The organism is Providencia sp. LY12 (assembly GCF_057621555.1).
Genome location: NZ_CM172594.1, coordinates 657,882 through 673,760, shown reverse-complemented (window position 1 = coordinate 673,760; position 15,879 = coordinate 657,882). Strand labels below are relative to the sequence as shown.

15 protein-coding genes and 2 tRNA genes are annotated in these 15,879 nt (G+C 42.5%); 5 read left to right on the top strand and 12 right to left on the bottom strand.

Annotated features, from left to right (window positions below):
* The first annotated feature begins 15 nt into the window (after nt 1–15).
* On the top strand, nt 16–1,578 hold the full coding sequence (locus ACY3ZI_RS02970; RefSeq protein ID WP_211886757.1) for a BCCT family transporter: 1,563 nt from the start codon (nt 16–18) through the stop codon (nt 1,576–1,578).
* 93 nt (nt 1,579–1,671) lie between these two features.
* On the opposite strand, the gene rimI is transcribed toward ACY3ZI_RS02970, so the two are convergent.
* Both rimI and ACY3ZI_RS02960 read right to left on the bottom strand, forming a co-directional pair.
* Nucleotides 1,672–2,142 (bottom strand): ribosomal protein S18-alanine N-acetyltransferase, encoded by a 471-nt coding sequence (gene rimI, locus ACY3ZI_RS02965; protein WP_036950199.1) that lies wholly within the window; start codon nt 2,140–2,142, stop codon nt 1,672–1,674.
* Nucleotides 2,111–2,521, bottom strand: a complete 411-nt coding sequence (locus ACY3ZI_RS02960) for a DNA polymerase III subunit psi (RefSeq protein ID WP_036950197.1) — start codon at nt 2,519–2,521, stop codon at nt 2,111–2,113. The genes rimI and ACY3ZI_RS02960 overlap by 32 nt, the downstream gene beginning before the upstream one ends.
* Before the next feature lie 134 nt (nt 2,522–2,655).
* On the opposite strand from ACY3ZI_RS02960, the gene rsmC reads away from it, so the two are divergent.
* The 3 genes from rsmC (at nt 2,656) to ACY3ZI_RS02945 (ending at nt 4,109) form a co-directional block, all read left to right on the top strand.
* Nucleotides 2,656–3,669 carry a 16S rRNA (guanine(1207)-N(2))-methyltransferase RsmC gene (gene rsmC / locus ACY3ZI_RS02955; protein WP_487375952.1) on the top strand — a complete coding sequence of 338 codons (1,014 nt, stop codon included), beginning with the start codon at nt 2,656–2,658 and terminating at the stop codon, nt 3,667–3,669.
* 174 nt (nt 3,670–3,843) lie between these two features.
* Nucleotides 3,844–3,929: transfer RNA gene (locus ACY3ZI_RS02950), tRNA-Leu, on the top strand.
* 94 nt (nt 3,930–4,023) lie between these two features.
* Nucleotides 4,024–4,109, top strand: a tRNA-Leu gene (locus tag ACY3ZI_RS02945).
* 98 nt (nt 4,110–4,207) lie between these two features.
* On the opposite strand, the gene ACY3ZI_RS02940 is transcribed toward ACY3ZI_RS02945, so the two are convergent.
* The 5 genes from ACY3ZI_RS02940 to ACY3ZI_RS02920 form a co-directional block, all read right to left on the bottom strand.
* Nucleotides 4,208–4,462 (bottom strand): DUF1435 family protein, encoded by a 255-nt coding sequence (locus ACY3ZI_RS02940; RefSeq protein WP_036950193.1) that lies wholly within the window; start codon nt 4,460–4,462, stop codon nt 4,208–4,210.
* A gap of 152 nt (nt 4,463–4,614) precedes the next feature.
* Nucleotides 4,615–5,145 (bottom strand): GNAT family N-acetyltransferase, encoded by a 531-nt coding sequence (locus ACY3ZI_RS02935; protein WP_211886763.1) that lies wholly within the window; start codon nt 5,143–5,145, stop codon nt 4,615–4,617.
* 188 nt (nt 5,146–5,333) lie between these two features.
* Nucleotides 5,334–6,773: an alkaline phosphatase gene (gene phoA / locus ACY3ZI_RS02930; protein WP_211886765.1), complete on the bottom strand. Its 1,440-nt coding sequence runs from the start codon at nt 6,771–6,773 to the stop codon at nt 5,334–5,336.
* Nucleotides 6,774–6,969: 196 nt separating this feature from the next.
* On the bottom strand, nt 6,970–7,575 hold the full coding sequence (locus ACY3ZI_RS02925) for a DUF3156 family protein (RefSeq protein ID WP_249215467.1): 606 nt from the start codon (nt 7,573–7,575) through the stop codon (nt 6,970–6,972).
* Complete coding sequence (locus ACY3ZI_RS02920; protein ID WP_036950184.1) at nt 7,550–9,043, bottom strand: APC family permease; 1,494 nt, start codon at nt 9,041–9,043, stop codon at nt 7,550–7,552. Before ACY3ZI_RS02920 ends, ACY3ZI_RS02925 begins: the two co-directional genes overlap by 26 nt.
* Nucleotides 9,044–9,440: 397 nt before the next feature.
* On the opposite strand from ACY3ZI_RS02920, the gene ACY3ZI_RS02915 reads away from it, so the two are divergent.
* Nucleotides 9,441–10,109 (top strand): helix-turn-helix transcriptional regulator, encoded by a 669-nt coding sequence (locus tag ACY3ZI_RS02915; protein WP_132496283.1) that lies wholly within the window; start codon nt 9,441–9,443, stop codon nt 10,107–10,109.
* Nucleotides 10,110–10,172: 63 nt separating this feature from the next.
* Here ACY3ZI_RS02915 and ACY3ZI_RS02910 read toward each other — a convergent pair whose 3' ends face one another.
* The 5 genes from ACY3ZI_RS02910 to ACY3ZI_RS02890 all read right to left on the bottom strand — a co-directional run bounded on the left by ACY3ZI_RS02910 (nt 10,173) and on the right by ACY3ZI_RS02890 (nt 15,746).
* Nucleotides 10,173–11,666 carry an aldehyde dehydrogenase family protein gene (locus ACY3ZI_RS02910; RefSeq protein ID WP_132496111.1) on the bottom strand — a complete coding sequence of 498 codons (1,494 nt, stop codon included), beginning with the start codon at nt 11,664–11,666 and terminating at the stop codon, nt 10,173–10,175.
* Between the two features lie 29 nt (nt 11,667–11,695).
* Complete coding sequence (locus ACY3ZI_RS02905) at nt 11,696–12,064, bottom strand: cupin domain-containing protein (RefSeq protein WP_036950178.1); 369 nt, start codon at nt 12,062–12,064, stop codon at nt 11,696–11,698.
* Nucleotides 12,065–12,121: 57 nt separating this feature from the next.
* Nucleotides 12,122–13,423 carry an NAD(P)/FAD-dependent oxidoreductase gene (locus tag ACY3ZI_RS02900; protein WP_036950176.1) on the bottom strand — a complete coding sequence of 434 codons (1,302 nt, stop codon included), beginning with the start codon at nt 13,421–13,423 and terminating at the stop codon, nt 12,122–12,124.
* 350 nt (nt 13,424–13,773) lie between these two features.
* Nucleotides 13,774–14,520 carry a helix-turn-helix transcriptional regulator gene (locus tag ACY3ZI_RS02895; RefSeq protein ID WP_036950174.1) on the bottom strand — a complete coding sequence of 249 codons (747 nt, stop codon included), beginning with the start codon at nt 14,518–14,520 and terminating at the stop codon, nt 13,774–13,776.
* A gap of 239 nt (nt 14,521–14,759) precedes the next feature.
* A complete protein-coding gene (locus ACY3ZI_RS02890) occupies nt 14,760–15,746 on the bottom strand; it encodes a glycosyltransferase (RefSeq protein WP_036950171.1) in 987 nt (328 codons plus the stop codon).
* Nucleotides 15,747–15,879 lie beyond the last annotated feature (133 nt).

The window sequence follows — 15,879 nt, the reverse complement described above, 5'->3', positions numbered from 1 at the left end:
AACTGGAGAAGAGGTATGATGAATCATAAAAGGTCTGTATTTTACGTATCCCTCGCTTTTAGCCTGATCCTCATCGGCTTAGGGGCTTTTATTCCCGATAAACTGGAAACATTTTCACACTCTGCACTGAGCTTTATCTATAACAACTTAGGTTGGTTTATCCTTGGTGCTGTATTCATTTTTTTTAGCTTCTGTATGTACCTTGGATTTTCGAAATTTGGTCATATTCGCTTAGGCGATGATAATGACAAGCCGGAGTACAACACTGCCACTTGGGTCGGCATGCTGTTCAGCGCATCCATAGGGATCAGCTTAGTATTCTGGGGAGTCGCAGAGCCCGTTTCTTATTACATCAGCCCACCAATGGGACCTGGAATGACGGAGCAATCCGCAAAAACAGCGATGCAATATGTCTATTTGCATTGGGGTGTTTCGGCTTGGGCGTGTTATGCCTTAGTCGGGGTTTCTTTAGCTTTTTTCCAATTCAGAAAAAAATTACCATCCTCATTAAGTTCCGTGTTTTATCCATTAATTGGCAATCGTATTAAAGGGTCAATTGGAAAATGGGTGGATGTACTGGTCGTGTTATCCATTGTGATTGGTATCGCCACATCCCTCGGATTTGGTACGTTACAAGTCAACAGCGGAATGCACTATTTGTGGGGTTTGCCTGTTAGTATTTATATTCAAATCGCGATTATTGCCGTTGTGACTGTTATTTATATCGCCTCTACCATTTCAGGATTACAGGGCGCCATCAAGCATCTTTCTAACCTCAACATGTTGCTTGCCTTCGCATTAATGGGGTTTATTCTGTTTGCCGGTCCAACACAAACTATCTTGAAAGTACTGTTCCAAGGTATCGGAGATTACATGCAAAATTTCGTCAGCATGTCATTCCGTACTGAGCCTTATAATGATGGTTCGTGGATTGCTAACTGGACACTGTTTTACTTCGGCTGGTGGATTGCATGGGCGCCATTAGTAGGTAGCTTCGTCGCGCGTATTTCCAAAGGTCGTACAATCAAAGAGTTCATGATCGGTGCAGTATTTATTCCGGTATTAGGTTCATTTGCTTGGTTTGCGGTAATGGGCGGCTCAGCCATCCATATCATCCAAAATCTCGGTGAAGTTGCCTTAGCAGATGCAGTCAAAACCGATGTCACGTCTGCACTGTTTAAATTCTTAGATTATTTCCCTGCTCCGACGTTGATTAGTATTTTAGCCATGGTCTTGGTGATGGTGTTCTTTATTACGTCAGCAAACTCAGCGGTATTCGTCTTAGGTATGGTCAGTGAAAATGGTAATCCAAATCCAAGTCACGTGACCAAAACTATCTGGGGAGTGGTCATTGCAGCAATTGCTATCGTGCTTATAATGACGGGAGGGCTAACGGGTTTACAGTCCGCGCTTGTCGCCACAGCAATCCCACTTTCGGTGTTAATGTTGATTATGTGCTACTCAACCTATAAAGGTTTGAATGAAGAAGTCAAAGCCACGGCCAAAGTCAAAAGGAGCCTGAGAGAAAAAGTTGGGCGCCTGAGAAAACCTATCTTCACAGAAACAGAAAAATCATAAATTATAGGTTCGTTAAGACATAAAAAAACCACGGTGGCTGCTGATTTTATGGGATCACTTCAGGCTACCGTGGTTTTTCTTTAGAAGAATGTATTACGCTTTTTGACTAAACATATCTTCGCTGAACAAGGTTAATGCCAGTACTAACGCATCTTCTCGGCCTGTTTTTGTCGGATAATAGTCTTTGCGCACTGTCGCCTGTTGAAAGCCAAGTTTGTCATAAAGATGAATAGCAGAAGCGTTCGATTCTCGCACTTCCAACCACAGGGTTGAAATCCCTCGATTAACAAGATCGTGAATTAATCTTTCTAATAGCATTCGTCCATAGCCATGTCCTTGAAAATCAGGGTGAATGGCAATATTGAACAGCGTAGCTTCATCTAATACATACTGAGTTATTGCATACCCAACAATTTGATTATTAACTGATATTTTTAGATTATGGTATTTTTCACCTTGGTTGCCATAAAAAACTCGCTCAGTCCATGGAAAATCATGACTTAACTTTTCAATTAAGAAGGCTGTCGCGAGATCAGATTGCTTGAGTGTTGAAATTTTCATCATATTGATAAATTTGTTTCCATAGTGCCTGTTTAGCATTGCTGCTTGCTATCAGTTCAGACAAAACAGGAGAAAGAAATGTGACTTTTGAACCTTCGGGATGAATGCCATCCCCTATCACCCAACAAGGTATTGTTATTGGTGTTGGAATGAGTTTGAGCTGATCGGAATTAATGCACACAACGTCAATCTCATCGATCTTCATTGTGAGAAAAATATCTTTTAACAGCTGGCTGTTTAAATCAAGGTTCTCATCAGTGATAATAATAAGCTTAGTCGACTCAGGAATGCGTACACCACGTTCACCACGTAACACAGTCGGATTTCTCACCATCCATTGAGTGATCCCCATTTGTTCTAAAAGTCTGTCACGTCGTGTCATTGCTTTACCCAGTCGTTAGTTAACAACCACATCTTATCAAAGGGGATTAATAGCGCCAACAGAGCAATGCTATTTATCTTTTTTCTGGTAAGGTAGTCCGCGTGGTTATATTCATTTTAGGAGATAGACAGAATATGTCATTACTGACACCCGCCAGCGAAGTTATTCAACGCCATTTAGAGCACTTTACCGATCGTCATGTTCTTTTGGCAGGCGATATTCAGGATGAACTGGGTACAATTTTAGAAGCCGCCAGCGTGCGCGTGCTCACTAACCAGTACCATCGCTGGAAAAACTTACAGCCGGCATTGGGTGAAAATGTTCTGTTTGCTTCAACAGCAACCGCGGAATTCGTTAAACCTTGCGACACCTTAATTTACTTTTGGTCTAAGAACAAACAAGAAGCCGCGTTCCAACTTGATGATTTATGTACCCATCTTGCTGCTGGCAGCCAAATTTTTATCGTCGGCGAAAACCGCAGCGGCGTAAAAAGTGCCGAAGCGATAATGGAAGGGATTGCGACACTGCAAAAAATTGATTCCGCACGCCGCTGTGGGCTCTATTACGGTGAATTAGAGCAACCAACCGAATTTGATATTAAGCGCTGGTGGCGTAACTATCAGGTTGATAATGTGAAAATTCATGCACTTCCAGGTGTATTCAGCCATAACGAGTTAGATATCGGTAGTGATTTACTGCTCTCCACATTGACTGAGCCAATGAGCGGTAATGTGCTTGATCTGGCTTGCGGTAACGGCGTACTCGCCGCGGTCATCGGCTCACAAAATCCGGGTGTCACCTTAACCCTAAGTGATGTCAGCGCATCCGCGATTGATTCCGCTACGGCAACATTAGCGGCCAACAACCTGACCGGAAAAGTGATCCCAAGCGACGTCTATTCCGATGTTGATGATAAATTTGATTGGATCATTTCTAACCCGCCGTTCCATGATGGGATCAATACCAGCTATAACGCGGTAGAAACACTTATTTTCCAAGCACCTAAGCACCTGAAAAAAGGCGGACGCTTACGGATCGTGGCGAATGCATTTTTACCTTATCCTGACTTACTGGATAAAGCGTTTGGCGGTCATGTGGTTCTGGCTAAGACAGGTAAATTCAAAGTTTACGAAGCCATTAAGCGCTAAAACGGCGAAATTATCTCATTGTCTATTTTGTTTCTAACGGTCAACTTTATAAGTTGGCCGTTTTTTCATCAAACAAGATAGCGCCGATAAAAATTTATTGACGTCTGCGCAAATTAGCCTAAAATCCGCACCGTACTATTGATGCATGAGCAATTATGCAAAAGAGTTAGTATTGCGAGGGTGGCGGAATTGGTAGACGCGCTAGCTTCAGGTGTTAGTGTCCTTTGGACGTGGGGGTTCAAGTCCCCCCTTTCGCACCACTTACTCTTCATAATTTCAATTATCTATGCGTTGACTGCTCTTCGCAGCTCATTATAGAAATCAGTATCAATAGAAAGAATTTTGACAGTATTTGCGAGGGTGGCGGAATTGGTAGACGCGCTAGCTTCAGGTGTTAGTGTCCTATGGACGTGGGGGTTCAAGTCCCCCCTTTCGCACCACTGTTAATGATTCGTAGCCTTATGATTTAATCCTCAGATGTTCAATCCTTGATAGCCACTCGCGCAATACTCCTAGCCTAAATATCGCTTAGACAATCTTAGCTTCGCATAATAAAAATCAGCAAGAAACAACCTAAAGACATCACTGCTGGAATAATTAATAAACGGCGAGAACCTCGATTAAACAGCATGCCAGCCGTCGCAATCATCAAGGTGATCATCGCCACTTTCAGTGGATCAAACCCCATATTGCTCAGCAGATACATAATACTCAGTAATACCACCGCGAAGACGCCCCACAAACCAGCGCCAATACGCCGCAACCCAGTTGCTTTTGATACGCTAGTTCCCATAACGTCTCCCATTTATAGCTAACGAGTCTTTAGCTAACTCTTAATTAGCCTATAATTTCGCTAAAGATGATAATGATTATCAATAATATCTGCGTTTCTATAAAAATCAATCAAATTTTTGTGAGGAAAATATTTCCCCTACGGTAAAAATATCACTCAAAAGTACAAACAAAGTGAATATCTTCAGGCTCTAGCGCAAACAGCACAGGATCGGGCTTTTCGAGCAGTTCACAGCCCATATATTGATAAAAATGCACCGTATTTTCGGAAGGGGTTGCAGAAACATACAACCCACCAGCGCCTTTCTTCAACGCCCTCTGCTGGCAAAGTTTGAAAAGCTGGCCGCCCAGCCCTTCACCACGATATTGGTGGCTAACATGAAGAAAAGAGAGCTGCAACAGATCCTGATTTTCCCCTCGCCATACATTATCTAAACTCGCTGCGGCGATCAGTTTTTCATTATCAAAAATACCAAAGAAAACAGCACCATTATCATAACTTTCCAGCAAATGCGGGGTGTATGCATCGGTTTCACCTTCCGGCCAACCTTTCATATCAAAACGTTGAGCGGAAAGAACTAACTCTCCTTGTTGGTGAAGATAAAGGTGTTCAATCAATTCAGTTCTATCAATCGACCACACATTTGGGATCTCATCCCGCGTGAGCTCGCGTGTTATTCTCATTTTTATTGGTCTCTTAATGCTTGTATAAAGGCTATATAAATCGGATACATAGAGAGCATACAGGCTACACAATCAAAAAGAAATCAGGGCATGAGGAAGGAAACTTAATGAGGATTTATTGGACTTTATAAACAAAAAAGTTCTCTGTAGCATCCTGCCGCAGAGAACTTTTAACTACAGGGGTTGGTTTATTGCTTCAATCCCATCGCATCGCGCATGGTAAAGAACAAATCGGTTTGGTCAGTCAGACCCATTACGTTCGCGGCATGTGGACCATAGGCTGCTACACGTAGCTGAGCACCTGTATGCTCCTGTGAATCTTCTTCTTCAGAGTTACCGTAGTTCACGGTCATCACGGTACCATCTTTAGTAATCAGCGCTTGAGTTAAGCCTGATGATTTAGTTCCGTCTGGAATAATTTGACTAGAATGCGAGTGGTCAGCGGTCACGATAACCAGCGTATCACCGTGCTTCTTAGCAAAATCTAAGCCCACTTGTACCGCTTGGTCCAGCGAGACAGTCTCACCAATTTGACCACATGGGTTCGCTTTATGATCCTGCTTATCGATAGAAGCGCTTTCAACTTGTAAGAAGAAGCCATTCGGATTTACTTTCAATAAATCAATCGCTTTTTCAGTCATTTGCGCTAATGTCGGTGCATTCGGGTCTAGTTTAGAATTCGGTTTACACTCTAATGCTGCATTATTTAAGTTACCGTGATAAGTGGCTTTTGGACCTTCCCACGCCACAGTCATGTTGCCATCATGGAACAGACCTAACACAGGTTTATCTTGGTTAGCTTCTTTGATTGCATCGAGTGACTTAGCATCACGAACGATAGTGAAGCCTCGCTCTTCCGCTTGTTTTTCCAAGGTTTTCCCTTTGTAATCACCCGCTTTAGCTTCCTGCTTAAAACTTTTCGCACCGCCACCTAATGTGACATCGGCACGAGTGATCATTAACTGTTCAGAGATAGAACCACGACCGCCATTTTCCAGCGCATTGGTTGCACACTTTTCGCTGGTCTCTTCAGGACCGTAACATTTGCGCCCCGTCACATGAGCAAACTGAGCCGCTGGCGTTGCATCTTGGATCTCAGATGTCGTTACGTTACCCGTTGCTTTACCATTCCGTTTCGCAATTTCAATCAATGTGTCATGGTCTTTACCAAATACATCAATCCCTAAAGCGCCGTTATAGGTTTTCACACCGGATGACCATGCTGTTGCAGATGCCGCAGAATCAGTTACATAGTCTGGTTTTTGTGTTTTCTTATCTAATGCGTAATGGGTGTATTGTCCAGTGATTGGCAATGCATCGATTCCTTTAAAGAAACCGCCAGCCCCTTCAGCATAGTTACGTGCGACAGTAATTTCAGAATCCCCCATACCATCGCCGATAAATAAAATGACGTTCTTTGCTTGACCATTATGCAGTGCCGCTTTCATGATATCCGTCTGTTCAGTCGATAAACGGCGAGCACCACCAAATTTAGTGATATCCCCTTTTGCAGCGCGACTTTCTGAAACTGCATCATTTTTATCCGCGGCATAAGCGGGGATTGCAGTTCCTAAAATTAACGTACTTACAGCGACGGCTAACATAGATTTCATAAAATTACCTGTCATAACTTTTATCCTTGCCAATCAATAAAAAGAAGAGTGAATATACTTCGAATAATTGACCAGCATGCTAGAGCAGCCAGATGACAGTTGAATGACGGTTTTATGTCGATATAAAGATGATTGTCATAAACATAGCAGCCATAAACATAACAATCATAAAAGCGAAACGCCCAATCAGGGCGTTATCGATGAGAAAAAATTATTGATGAGGTGTTTGTTGGCTCATGAGTTGAGAAATCAGCTGTAGTGCGCTTAATAAGCGATGTCGCTGCTGATCAGTCAAACGTAAATAACGCCGAGCAGCAGGGATCCGACTAACCATTTCAGAAGCTGTGTAAGGCTCAATTTCGCAACGCCAAACGCCATTTTTGACAGCAATATGACAGTGAGTGAAATCTAGCTCTTCGAAAGTTTGGCGGATCACGGGGTACTGCTCTAAGCTTTCGACCAAAAATTTCCCTTCCGTTTGTTGAGTCGTGAACTGAACGTGTTTTTTCCGCGCTGACCCTGCTGTTTTCACATCAATCTGTGCCACCAGCGCACTGTCACATTTTCCCGAAACTGCAAAGCGACTATGCACAATAAACGCCATAAACAAGGTTTTCACACGCTCAGTCACTTCCACTTTAATACCTTGAGGCAATTGGATGAGCAACACTCCAGGCGCCTCCCACTCACAAACATAAGGAGCGATATCTTTCTCAATCCGATTTAAAGTTAACCCAGCTTGATACCCTGTCGGGAGGCGTTTTTGAGTTAACCTTTTCCACCATGGTGACTTAGGCAAGGTTACGTAAAGGCTCAAGTTCCACCTCCTCTGCATTGTCATCGTCAAATGAGTTGGACAATACTTGTTCAACCGGAACGGGCTTAAATGGATTCACTTTCTGCACTAACACGGTCCAACCTAATGCATAACTCGCGGTTAATCCCAACATAATGGCAAATGGAATATACACGTCCGCTTTATTCATGCCCGGCGGCGTGATGTAAACAATCGCTAGAATAATCCCCACACTCGAAATAATTTGAGGGATAGGGAAGAATGGTGAGCGATAAGCACGATGCAAATCAGGGCGACGAATACGTAATAACACCACAGAAATCGTCACTAATAAGTATGCCGTTCCCCACGAGCACACAGCCGCCAGCACCAACGGGATAATACGGTCTAAATCCCCTTGGATAGCAAATGCGTGTAAACATGGGATCATCACCGCCACTAAAATACCAAACACTGGCGTTTTAAAGCGAGGGTGTAAATAAGCGAACACTTTTGGTAATGCACCATCTAATGCCATGCCGTAAAGAATGCGTGGAACTGCCGCCATCAATGTATTGATAGTTGCCCCACCCGCCAGCAATAAGGCGATTCCAATCCAGTATTTACCGAAGTCACCCATAATTTGCCCAGCAAACGCAGGAATAGCCATCGGTGTTTCTAATAGGCTCACACCATTTTGAGGGTCAACAATCACGTTTTCGACTTGGTTTGTCAGTGCCGCACCAAACAGGAACATACAGAATGCCACGCCACATAAACCAATCGCCATCGCACGCGGGATCACTTTGGCTGAATTTTTAATTTCCGGCGCCATCGGTGTCACTAATTCACAGCCGACAAACATAAACATCGCCATTCCCACAAAGCTAAGAACAAGGGTCGGGTCAGAAATATTCAGCCCTTGACCAAACCAGCCTTCTGCAGAAACATGGAATGGCATCAGCAGCCCACAAATACTGAAAATCACCAACGTGCTCCACATTGCAAAAGTGAGCACCACTTCCACTTTGCCGAAAGCTTCGATACCAAATGCATTCAATAAGCCGAATGCCACAACTAAACCAACCCCCACCATCCAAGAGGAGTTATTGGTTTCCAGCACTGTATTCAGGCTTTCAAAGTTCACTAACGCCATAATCCCGGACAAAATGGTCTCTGCTGTACCTGCAAAAACGTGAACTATCAGATAGGCAGACAGTGCCCCTGTAATCGCCCAAAAGCGCCCCATACCGCAGGAGATATAGTCGTAAACAGAACCGGAGGTCGGTAAAATTGCCGCCGCTTCGGAGAATGTGGTTAATTGAGCCTGCATCATGATAAAGCTCAGTAAAACAGCTAAGGCAAAAGTATCACCGCCGATCCCAAAACCACTGGTTACAGTGAGGATCACAGGGCTTGCCATAATCACGCCAACCGAACTGGCGAGCGTTGTTGGAAAGCCAACCTTACCTTTTTCAATGTGTGATGTTAATTTTGAGGATAAATTCATTTTGCTTCCCTCTCTCTGCTCACAGCCCAAATTGTGAATTTTTTGTAAAAATGAAGTGACTGCATTCTCACTATAGAAATAAGCCTAAACATCTCGCCATCGTCCTTTAGAACGATACCCAGAGAGAGGGGAGCACACAGAGCCCAAAACGAAAAGTACCCTTTTAAAACTCAAATAATATAATAATCATTGAAATATCAATGGTTAGTAAAAAATAACCTCATTAACATATTAACAAACACACTACGAAAGATACCCAAAGGCAGTAAACTCCCTTTAAACGATAAAAAACAAGTTTTAAATAGTGTAACCACGCTCACGTTATTAACATGTTTACTTTATGTTAATCGAATTAAATTGCATGATAGTAAGCTGTATATTTTGATGGGGTATGATGATGGTTCAACCGCTATTTAGTGAGAGTCAACAGGGCTTAATCGACTGCTGCCTAAATACAATTGCCCATATCATTCCTATTTCTGCGGCGGTTTATTATCTAGTAAATGAGCACTGGCAGCCAGAAAACCATGTACTGTATGGAATTTCTGCGCGTATGCATGAAGAGTATCTCTCTGCCTTTTCCCAGCACGATCCTCTACATCCCGACCATTTTCGTGGTGAGGATCTCCGTTTAGTGAAGATGCCAGTGGAAATGCGTCAGCACGATCAAACCTTCTTCCATGATTTTATGCAGCCAAACCATATCGCAGATATGGCAGAGATTTTTATTCGCCGTAAAAATAAGATTGTGGCGGGAATTTCCGTGCTACGCGATACGCCATTTACGCCGGAAGAGGTGATTAGGCTCAATGCAATCTTACCAATTGCGGAGCTTATGACATTTGATGTGCGACCCGATTCTCTGGTTTCCTATACCCCGAAAGAGCAAGAAATTATTCATTTAGTGCGAGAAGGCGCCAGTAATAAGCGTATTGCGCTGCTGTTGGGTGTTTCGCTTTCCACTGTAAAAACCCATCTACGCAATATTTTTACCAAAGCCAATGTGAGCAACCGGACAGAATTAGTTTCCTCCGGATTTATACTGCGCCAAGATAAAATTTTATAAAAAATCCCGGCGCATTGGCCGGGAAAACTGTTGCTTTACAGAAAAAACAAAACCACTAACGCTCTAATAACGCACCATGACGGACTTTAATTCAGTGTAGTGCTCGATGAATGCACTACCAAATTCACGACCAATTCCAGAGGACTTAATACCACCGAAAGGCACTGCTGGGTCGAGGAAGGTGTGCATATTCACCCAAACGGTTCCTGCTTCAATTTGTGAAACCATGCGCATTGCTTTGCTGAGATCATTTGTCCATACGCTCGCAGCCAAGCCAAATGGCGTGCTATTCATCATCGTAATCAGCTCTTCTTCATCATCATAAGCCAAGAAAGTGCCGATAGGACCAAATGTCTCTTCTTTCATTAATACATCATCAGGGCCATTTGCACGAATAATCGTAGGCGGTACAAAGTAACCCGCTCCAGCAATTGGCTGCCCGCCATAGACAATTTCACTGCCATCTTGGCGTGCTTTTTCAAATAGGCTTAAGATCTTATCGTAATGGGCTTTATTGGCTAATGGTCCCATTTCTGTGGTTTCATCCAATGGCGAGCCAACCTTCATTGCCGATAAACGCGTTTTTAGCGCTTCCAGAACCGTATCCATCAATTTAGATGGAATATAGAAACGCTCTGCCGCTGCGCAGATTTGCCCTTGGTTTAAATAACCCGCTTCAATGATGCCGCTCACAATCTTATCCACGGATAAATCCGCTAAGAATGCTGCACCATTTTTACCGCCCAATTCTAATGTGACGCGAGTCAGTTTGCCTTCCATCGCTGAGCGCCCTACCGCCAATCCAGTCGGCACTGAGCCTGTAAAGGTCACTTTCGAACAAAGTTCATGGCTAATTAAAGCAGGTCCCACTTCGCGACCACCACCATTTACAATATTGATTACACCATCAGGAATACCCGCTTCTTTAGCGAGTTCAGCCACGCGCAACATGGTCAGAGGGGTAAACTCACTTGGCTTCAGTACAATCGTGCAGCCACATGTCAATGCAGCCGCTAATTTCCAAATGGAAATCATAATGGAGAAGTTCCATGGGATAATCCCAGCAACCACCCCGACAGGCTCACGCTGGGTAAATGCCGAGTATTTTTCGCCATTAAATGATGGCAAAGAAACATTCAGGGTTTCACCGCTAATTTTGGTTGCCCAGCCCGCAAAATAACGTAAAAACTGTGCCGCTGAACCTACTTCCAGAAAACGTGATAACTGAATGGTTTTCCCAGAACTTAAGGTTTCTAATTGCGCTAATTCTTCTAAGTGTTTTTCGAGCAAATCCGCTAAACGATTCAAACAGTTGCCTCGTTCCATCGGCGTGGTATTTGCCCATGAGCCTTTAAATGCGGCATATGCCGCATTCATCGCTGCATCAACTTCTTCGCAAGTCCCTTCTTTCACTTTCGCAATCACTTGCTCGGTGGCTGGATTCACGACTTCAAAATAAGCATCTCCCTTGCCAGAAACAGGCAATCCATTAATAAAATGACCGTGTTGACGGTTCAAGAATTCTCTAACTTCTGGTAACAGGGTTAACTCACTCATCGTTATCTCCACCTCGTTAATTTATCAAATTACGCATTCACGCAGGCTAAATAGTGTTTTACAAAACGTGGTGCGCTGATTTCCCAAAGTACTTCAGTGCCTTTGGCTGCAAACCAAGAGTCGCCTTTATGGTATTCCACGGTGACGCCTGTTTTTACGTCGGTTAATTTCACCGAACCTTCATGGACAGTTGCCATTTCATCAAATGGGTAAACCATCTTAAATTTGCCTGTTGTACAAGCAAAAATACCGCAAGTCAGATTATCTGTTGGCTCTCCGTGGATCATCGCCACGCTTGCTTGTGGATCACCTTCAACAACCACAGAACCTAAATTGCTCACGCTACCAATGTTCAGTAATTCAGGAAGTGCTTTGTTTAACAGTAATGGGCTGATCATCTTTCTTACCTTCTCTTATGTAATAAAATCAAAAATGGACATTAAATTTAGGAAAACTTAGCGGCGACCTTGCCAATATCCTGATAACTGATGCCAACACTTGGCAAGTGACACAATAGCATTACGCATGCTGTCTTTCCCCATAATGTCAGCATGAGGAATCGAACTCATCAGGTCATAGCGGCTGGAGCCTTCAACCATTCCCTCAGCAAGCACCTTGCACACGATCTGGCTTGGCGTAACACCAAAGCCTGAATAGCCTTGTACGTAGAACACGTTTTTATGACCAGGGATCGTGCCAATTTGCGGGAATAAGTTAGCACTACACGCCATTGGACCTCCCCATGCCAGCTCGATTTTGACGTCTTTCAGGTATGGGAAAACATTCAGCATCAATTTACGGTTCCACTCTTTCAAGTCGGATGGAATGTATTCTAAAAAGTACGTCGAGCTACCAAATAGCAGGCGATTTTCGTTTGTTACACGGTAGTAATCGATGACTGGGCGAATATCGCTGTATGCCCCGCGAATTGGGCTAATGCGTTCAATTAATTCATCGGAAAGCTCTTCCGTCATTAACTGATAAGCATAGGTGTTAATTGTTTTTGGGTATAACGTCGGCTCAAGACCATTCAAGAAGCCATCGCACGCCCACAACATTTTTTTCGCTTTCACGGAACCCATCGCGGTACGAACCGTTACTGTATCGCCGTACTCAACATTCAAAACTTGGCTGTTTTCAAAAATTTTTGCGCCATATTCACTCACCGCTTTCGCTTCCCCCAGTAACAGGTTAAGTGAATGAACATGTCCGCCTCCCATGTGTTTGATTCCACATGTATAAGCGTCAGATCCGATAATCTGCTTTAAATCTGAACCTGTATAAAATTCAATTTCTTCATCTGGCGCGACGGCTTTAAAATCTGCAAGCCAACTGCGCAATGTTTTTTCTTGGCGCTTGTTACTACCTAAGTAGGCATAACCATGGCAAAAATCCGCATCAATATTGTATTTGGCGATACGGTCACGCATGATCCCCGCGCCCATGTTGCTCAGTTTAAAAATCGTTTCTAAACCTTCAGAACCAACGTGTTTTTTAATCGCATCGAGGTCATGACCAATACCAGCCATCACTTGCCCACCGTTACGTCCTGTACCGCCATAACCAAGATGGCGACCTTCCAAGATAGCAATGTTGGTAATTCCCTTTTCACACAATTCTAATGCTGTATTAATCCCTGAGAATCCACCACCGATGATCACGACATCCACATCAATGTCTTCTTTCAAAGTTGGGAAACGCAGATCATATTTTTTGGTTGCTGAGTAATAAGTTAATGATTCTACTTGGTTATTCATAATGGATACCCTATCTAGTATCTTGCAATAACCTTGATTATCTTAACCAATCATTAACAGTTACATAGCCCTTTAGGGACATTCGAAACATAAAGTTAACATTTGTGACGTAGATACAATATTTACTTATAAATAAGATTAAATCAATTTAAACCTTTTATGTTTTAATTCAAAAGGATAAATATTTATTATTATATTAATAGAAATTATTACATATTTTAGTAAAGGATGAAGGCAAGGAGTATTTCATTGCTAATGAGATAAATACAATCAATTGAAAAATAAAGCTTTATCAAGGTTATCTAGTATAACCATCTGATATATACAAGAAATACACTAACTCTACTCAATTACTGTTTTATTGGAGTCATTAATAAATTAAACAATTCAACTTGAGAGTTAATCTCTAATTTTTGATAGATATTCTTGCGGTGATTTTTGACAGTACCCAAGCTAATAAACAGCGCCTCGGCAATTTGTGGGGAGCCTTTACCTTCCAAAATTAATTCAACGACCTCACACTCTCTTGGCGTCAAACCAAAGCAAGTTTGTAAGTCAGTATTACGGTAATGGCTGGATACTGAGTTAGGCACGACTTCCTTATGTAATCGAGCGATACTTCGAATAATATCAAAGGCTTCTTTTAATGAGGCTTGTTTATTTTCGTCTGAAAGAAAAGGCTGGTCTTCATTACCAAAGAAAATACCTAATTGTTTATCGGCCGATAGCTCCAGCAACAGCCCCGCCTCATCGCACCAACCGGTCTTACGATAAAAGTTAAGATAATAATCAGTATGATAAAACCCTTTCGGTGCAACTTCTTTCAATGTCAGCACCTTCGAGCTGCCACCTTTTTGTAGTTCTTGGTAGAAAGGATCCATCAGATAAGCGCCACGCTGATAAATACGATTGATACTGTCACTATTGCGCTTCTCAACTTTCGACAGAAAACGCGGCGCACCTTCTTTTTCAAAGGCATAAATAATGGCGTTATCAAAGACCACAAAAGAGGACAGCCATGACAACAAATTGGGGTAAAACTGGTTGGTTGCCACGGAGTCAATAAGGTCAGGTAATTTATGCAGATAATGATCCATTTAGCCCTCACTCATTAACTTATTAATAATTTATCACCGTGTATATTCAGGCGAACTATAACCCTATAAAGACCATATTCTGAGAGGAAGCTCAATTTTTTTGTTATTAATATGTTAATTAAATCACAATATATGCCATGGATATTAATAATGTTTTATCAATTATTTAATAAGTTGAAGGGGAGCGAAGAAAGTACAGGAGTAATAAAAGAGAGCAGCCCCGAAAGGCTGCTAGAGAACTATTTATTGATAATGGCCTTCAATTTGCTGTAACGACGGATCAAACGCCACTTTAATTTCAGCGTTGTGGCATGCTTCCAAACAATATCCCAGTAACCTTTATCGAAAAACAGCTGAACCATCTGCTTTTGCGTTTCCGGTGACTTGATGGCTAATAGCGCTAAAACAACCCCTAAGCCTTCTTTCCCCACTTGCCATAAGCAAGCCGGTGCTTGTTTCACTTCTTCAGGATGGCGCTTATAGATATCCATCAACATATCTAAGATCTTCAGATAGGTATTGATCTTACGTACTGAGCGCTCATCTCCGGTTAAAGAGTGAGAAACGGATTGGTTATGGATCAGATATTCATAATATTGTTCATTGATAAACTGCACTCGTTTAGCAACGAGCAGCATTTCGGTAGTCCAAGGAATATCTTGATGGTGTAATCTTGGTTCAAAGGAAAAATTGTGTTCTCTAATTAATGACAAGCGATACAGATTCAACCAAGTTACATGGAGAAATTTACGAGAGCTCAAGCCAATTTGCAGCCATTGAGGGCCCGTGATCACGCCAGTAGAAGGCACTTTATTTGGCGGAAAAATAGCTTTTGGCGCATCCCCATTGGTGTACACATAAGTACCATTGCAAGTTGCTACGTCCAGATCCCCCACTAAGGCAATCTCTAATAAACGACCATACATTCTGGCATCAATTTCATCATCAATATCAGGGAAAGTGATGTATTTCCCTGTTGCGACAGCCATTCCGGTATTACGCGCAACGGAAACGCCACCGTTTTCCTGAGTGAGTACTTTGAAATTCTCAAACTTATCTTCGTATTGACGAATGACTGATTCGCTATCATCTGTTGAACCATCGTTCACAACGATCAGTTCCCAGTTTTCGAGCTTTTGGGCAATTAAGCTGTCAAAAAAATGGGGTAAAAACTTTTCGCCGTTATAAACAGCAACAACGATACTCAATACAGGCTGAAGGGACATGGATTAACCTTACGCTCATTAAAAATGATGATAATGACAAAACATATTCTTGTTTTTCATGAAAAATTCATAATCAAATCAAAGCTGTTATGATAAGAGCAACTTTACCTATCCCGATTATTACTCAAATTAT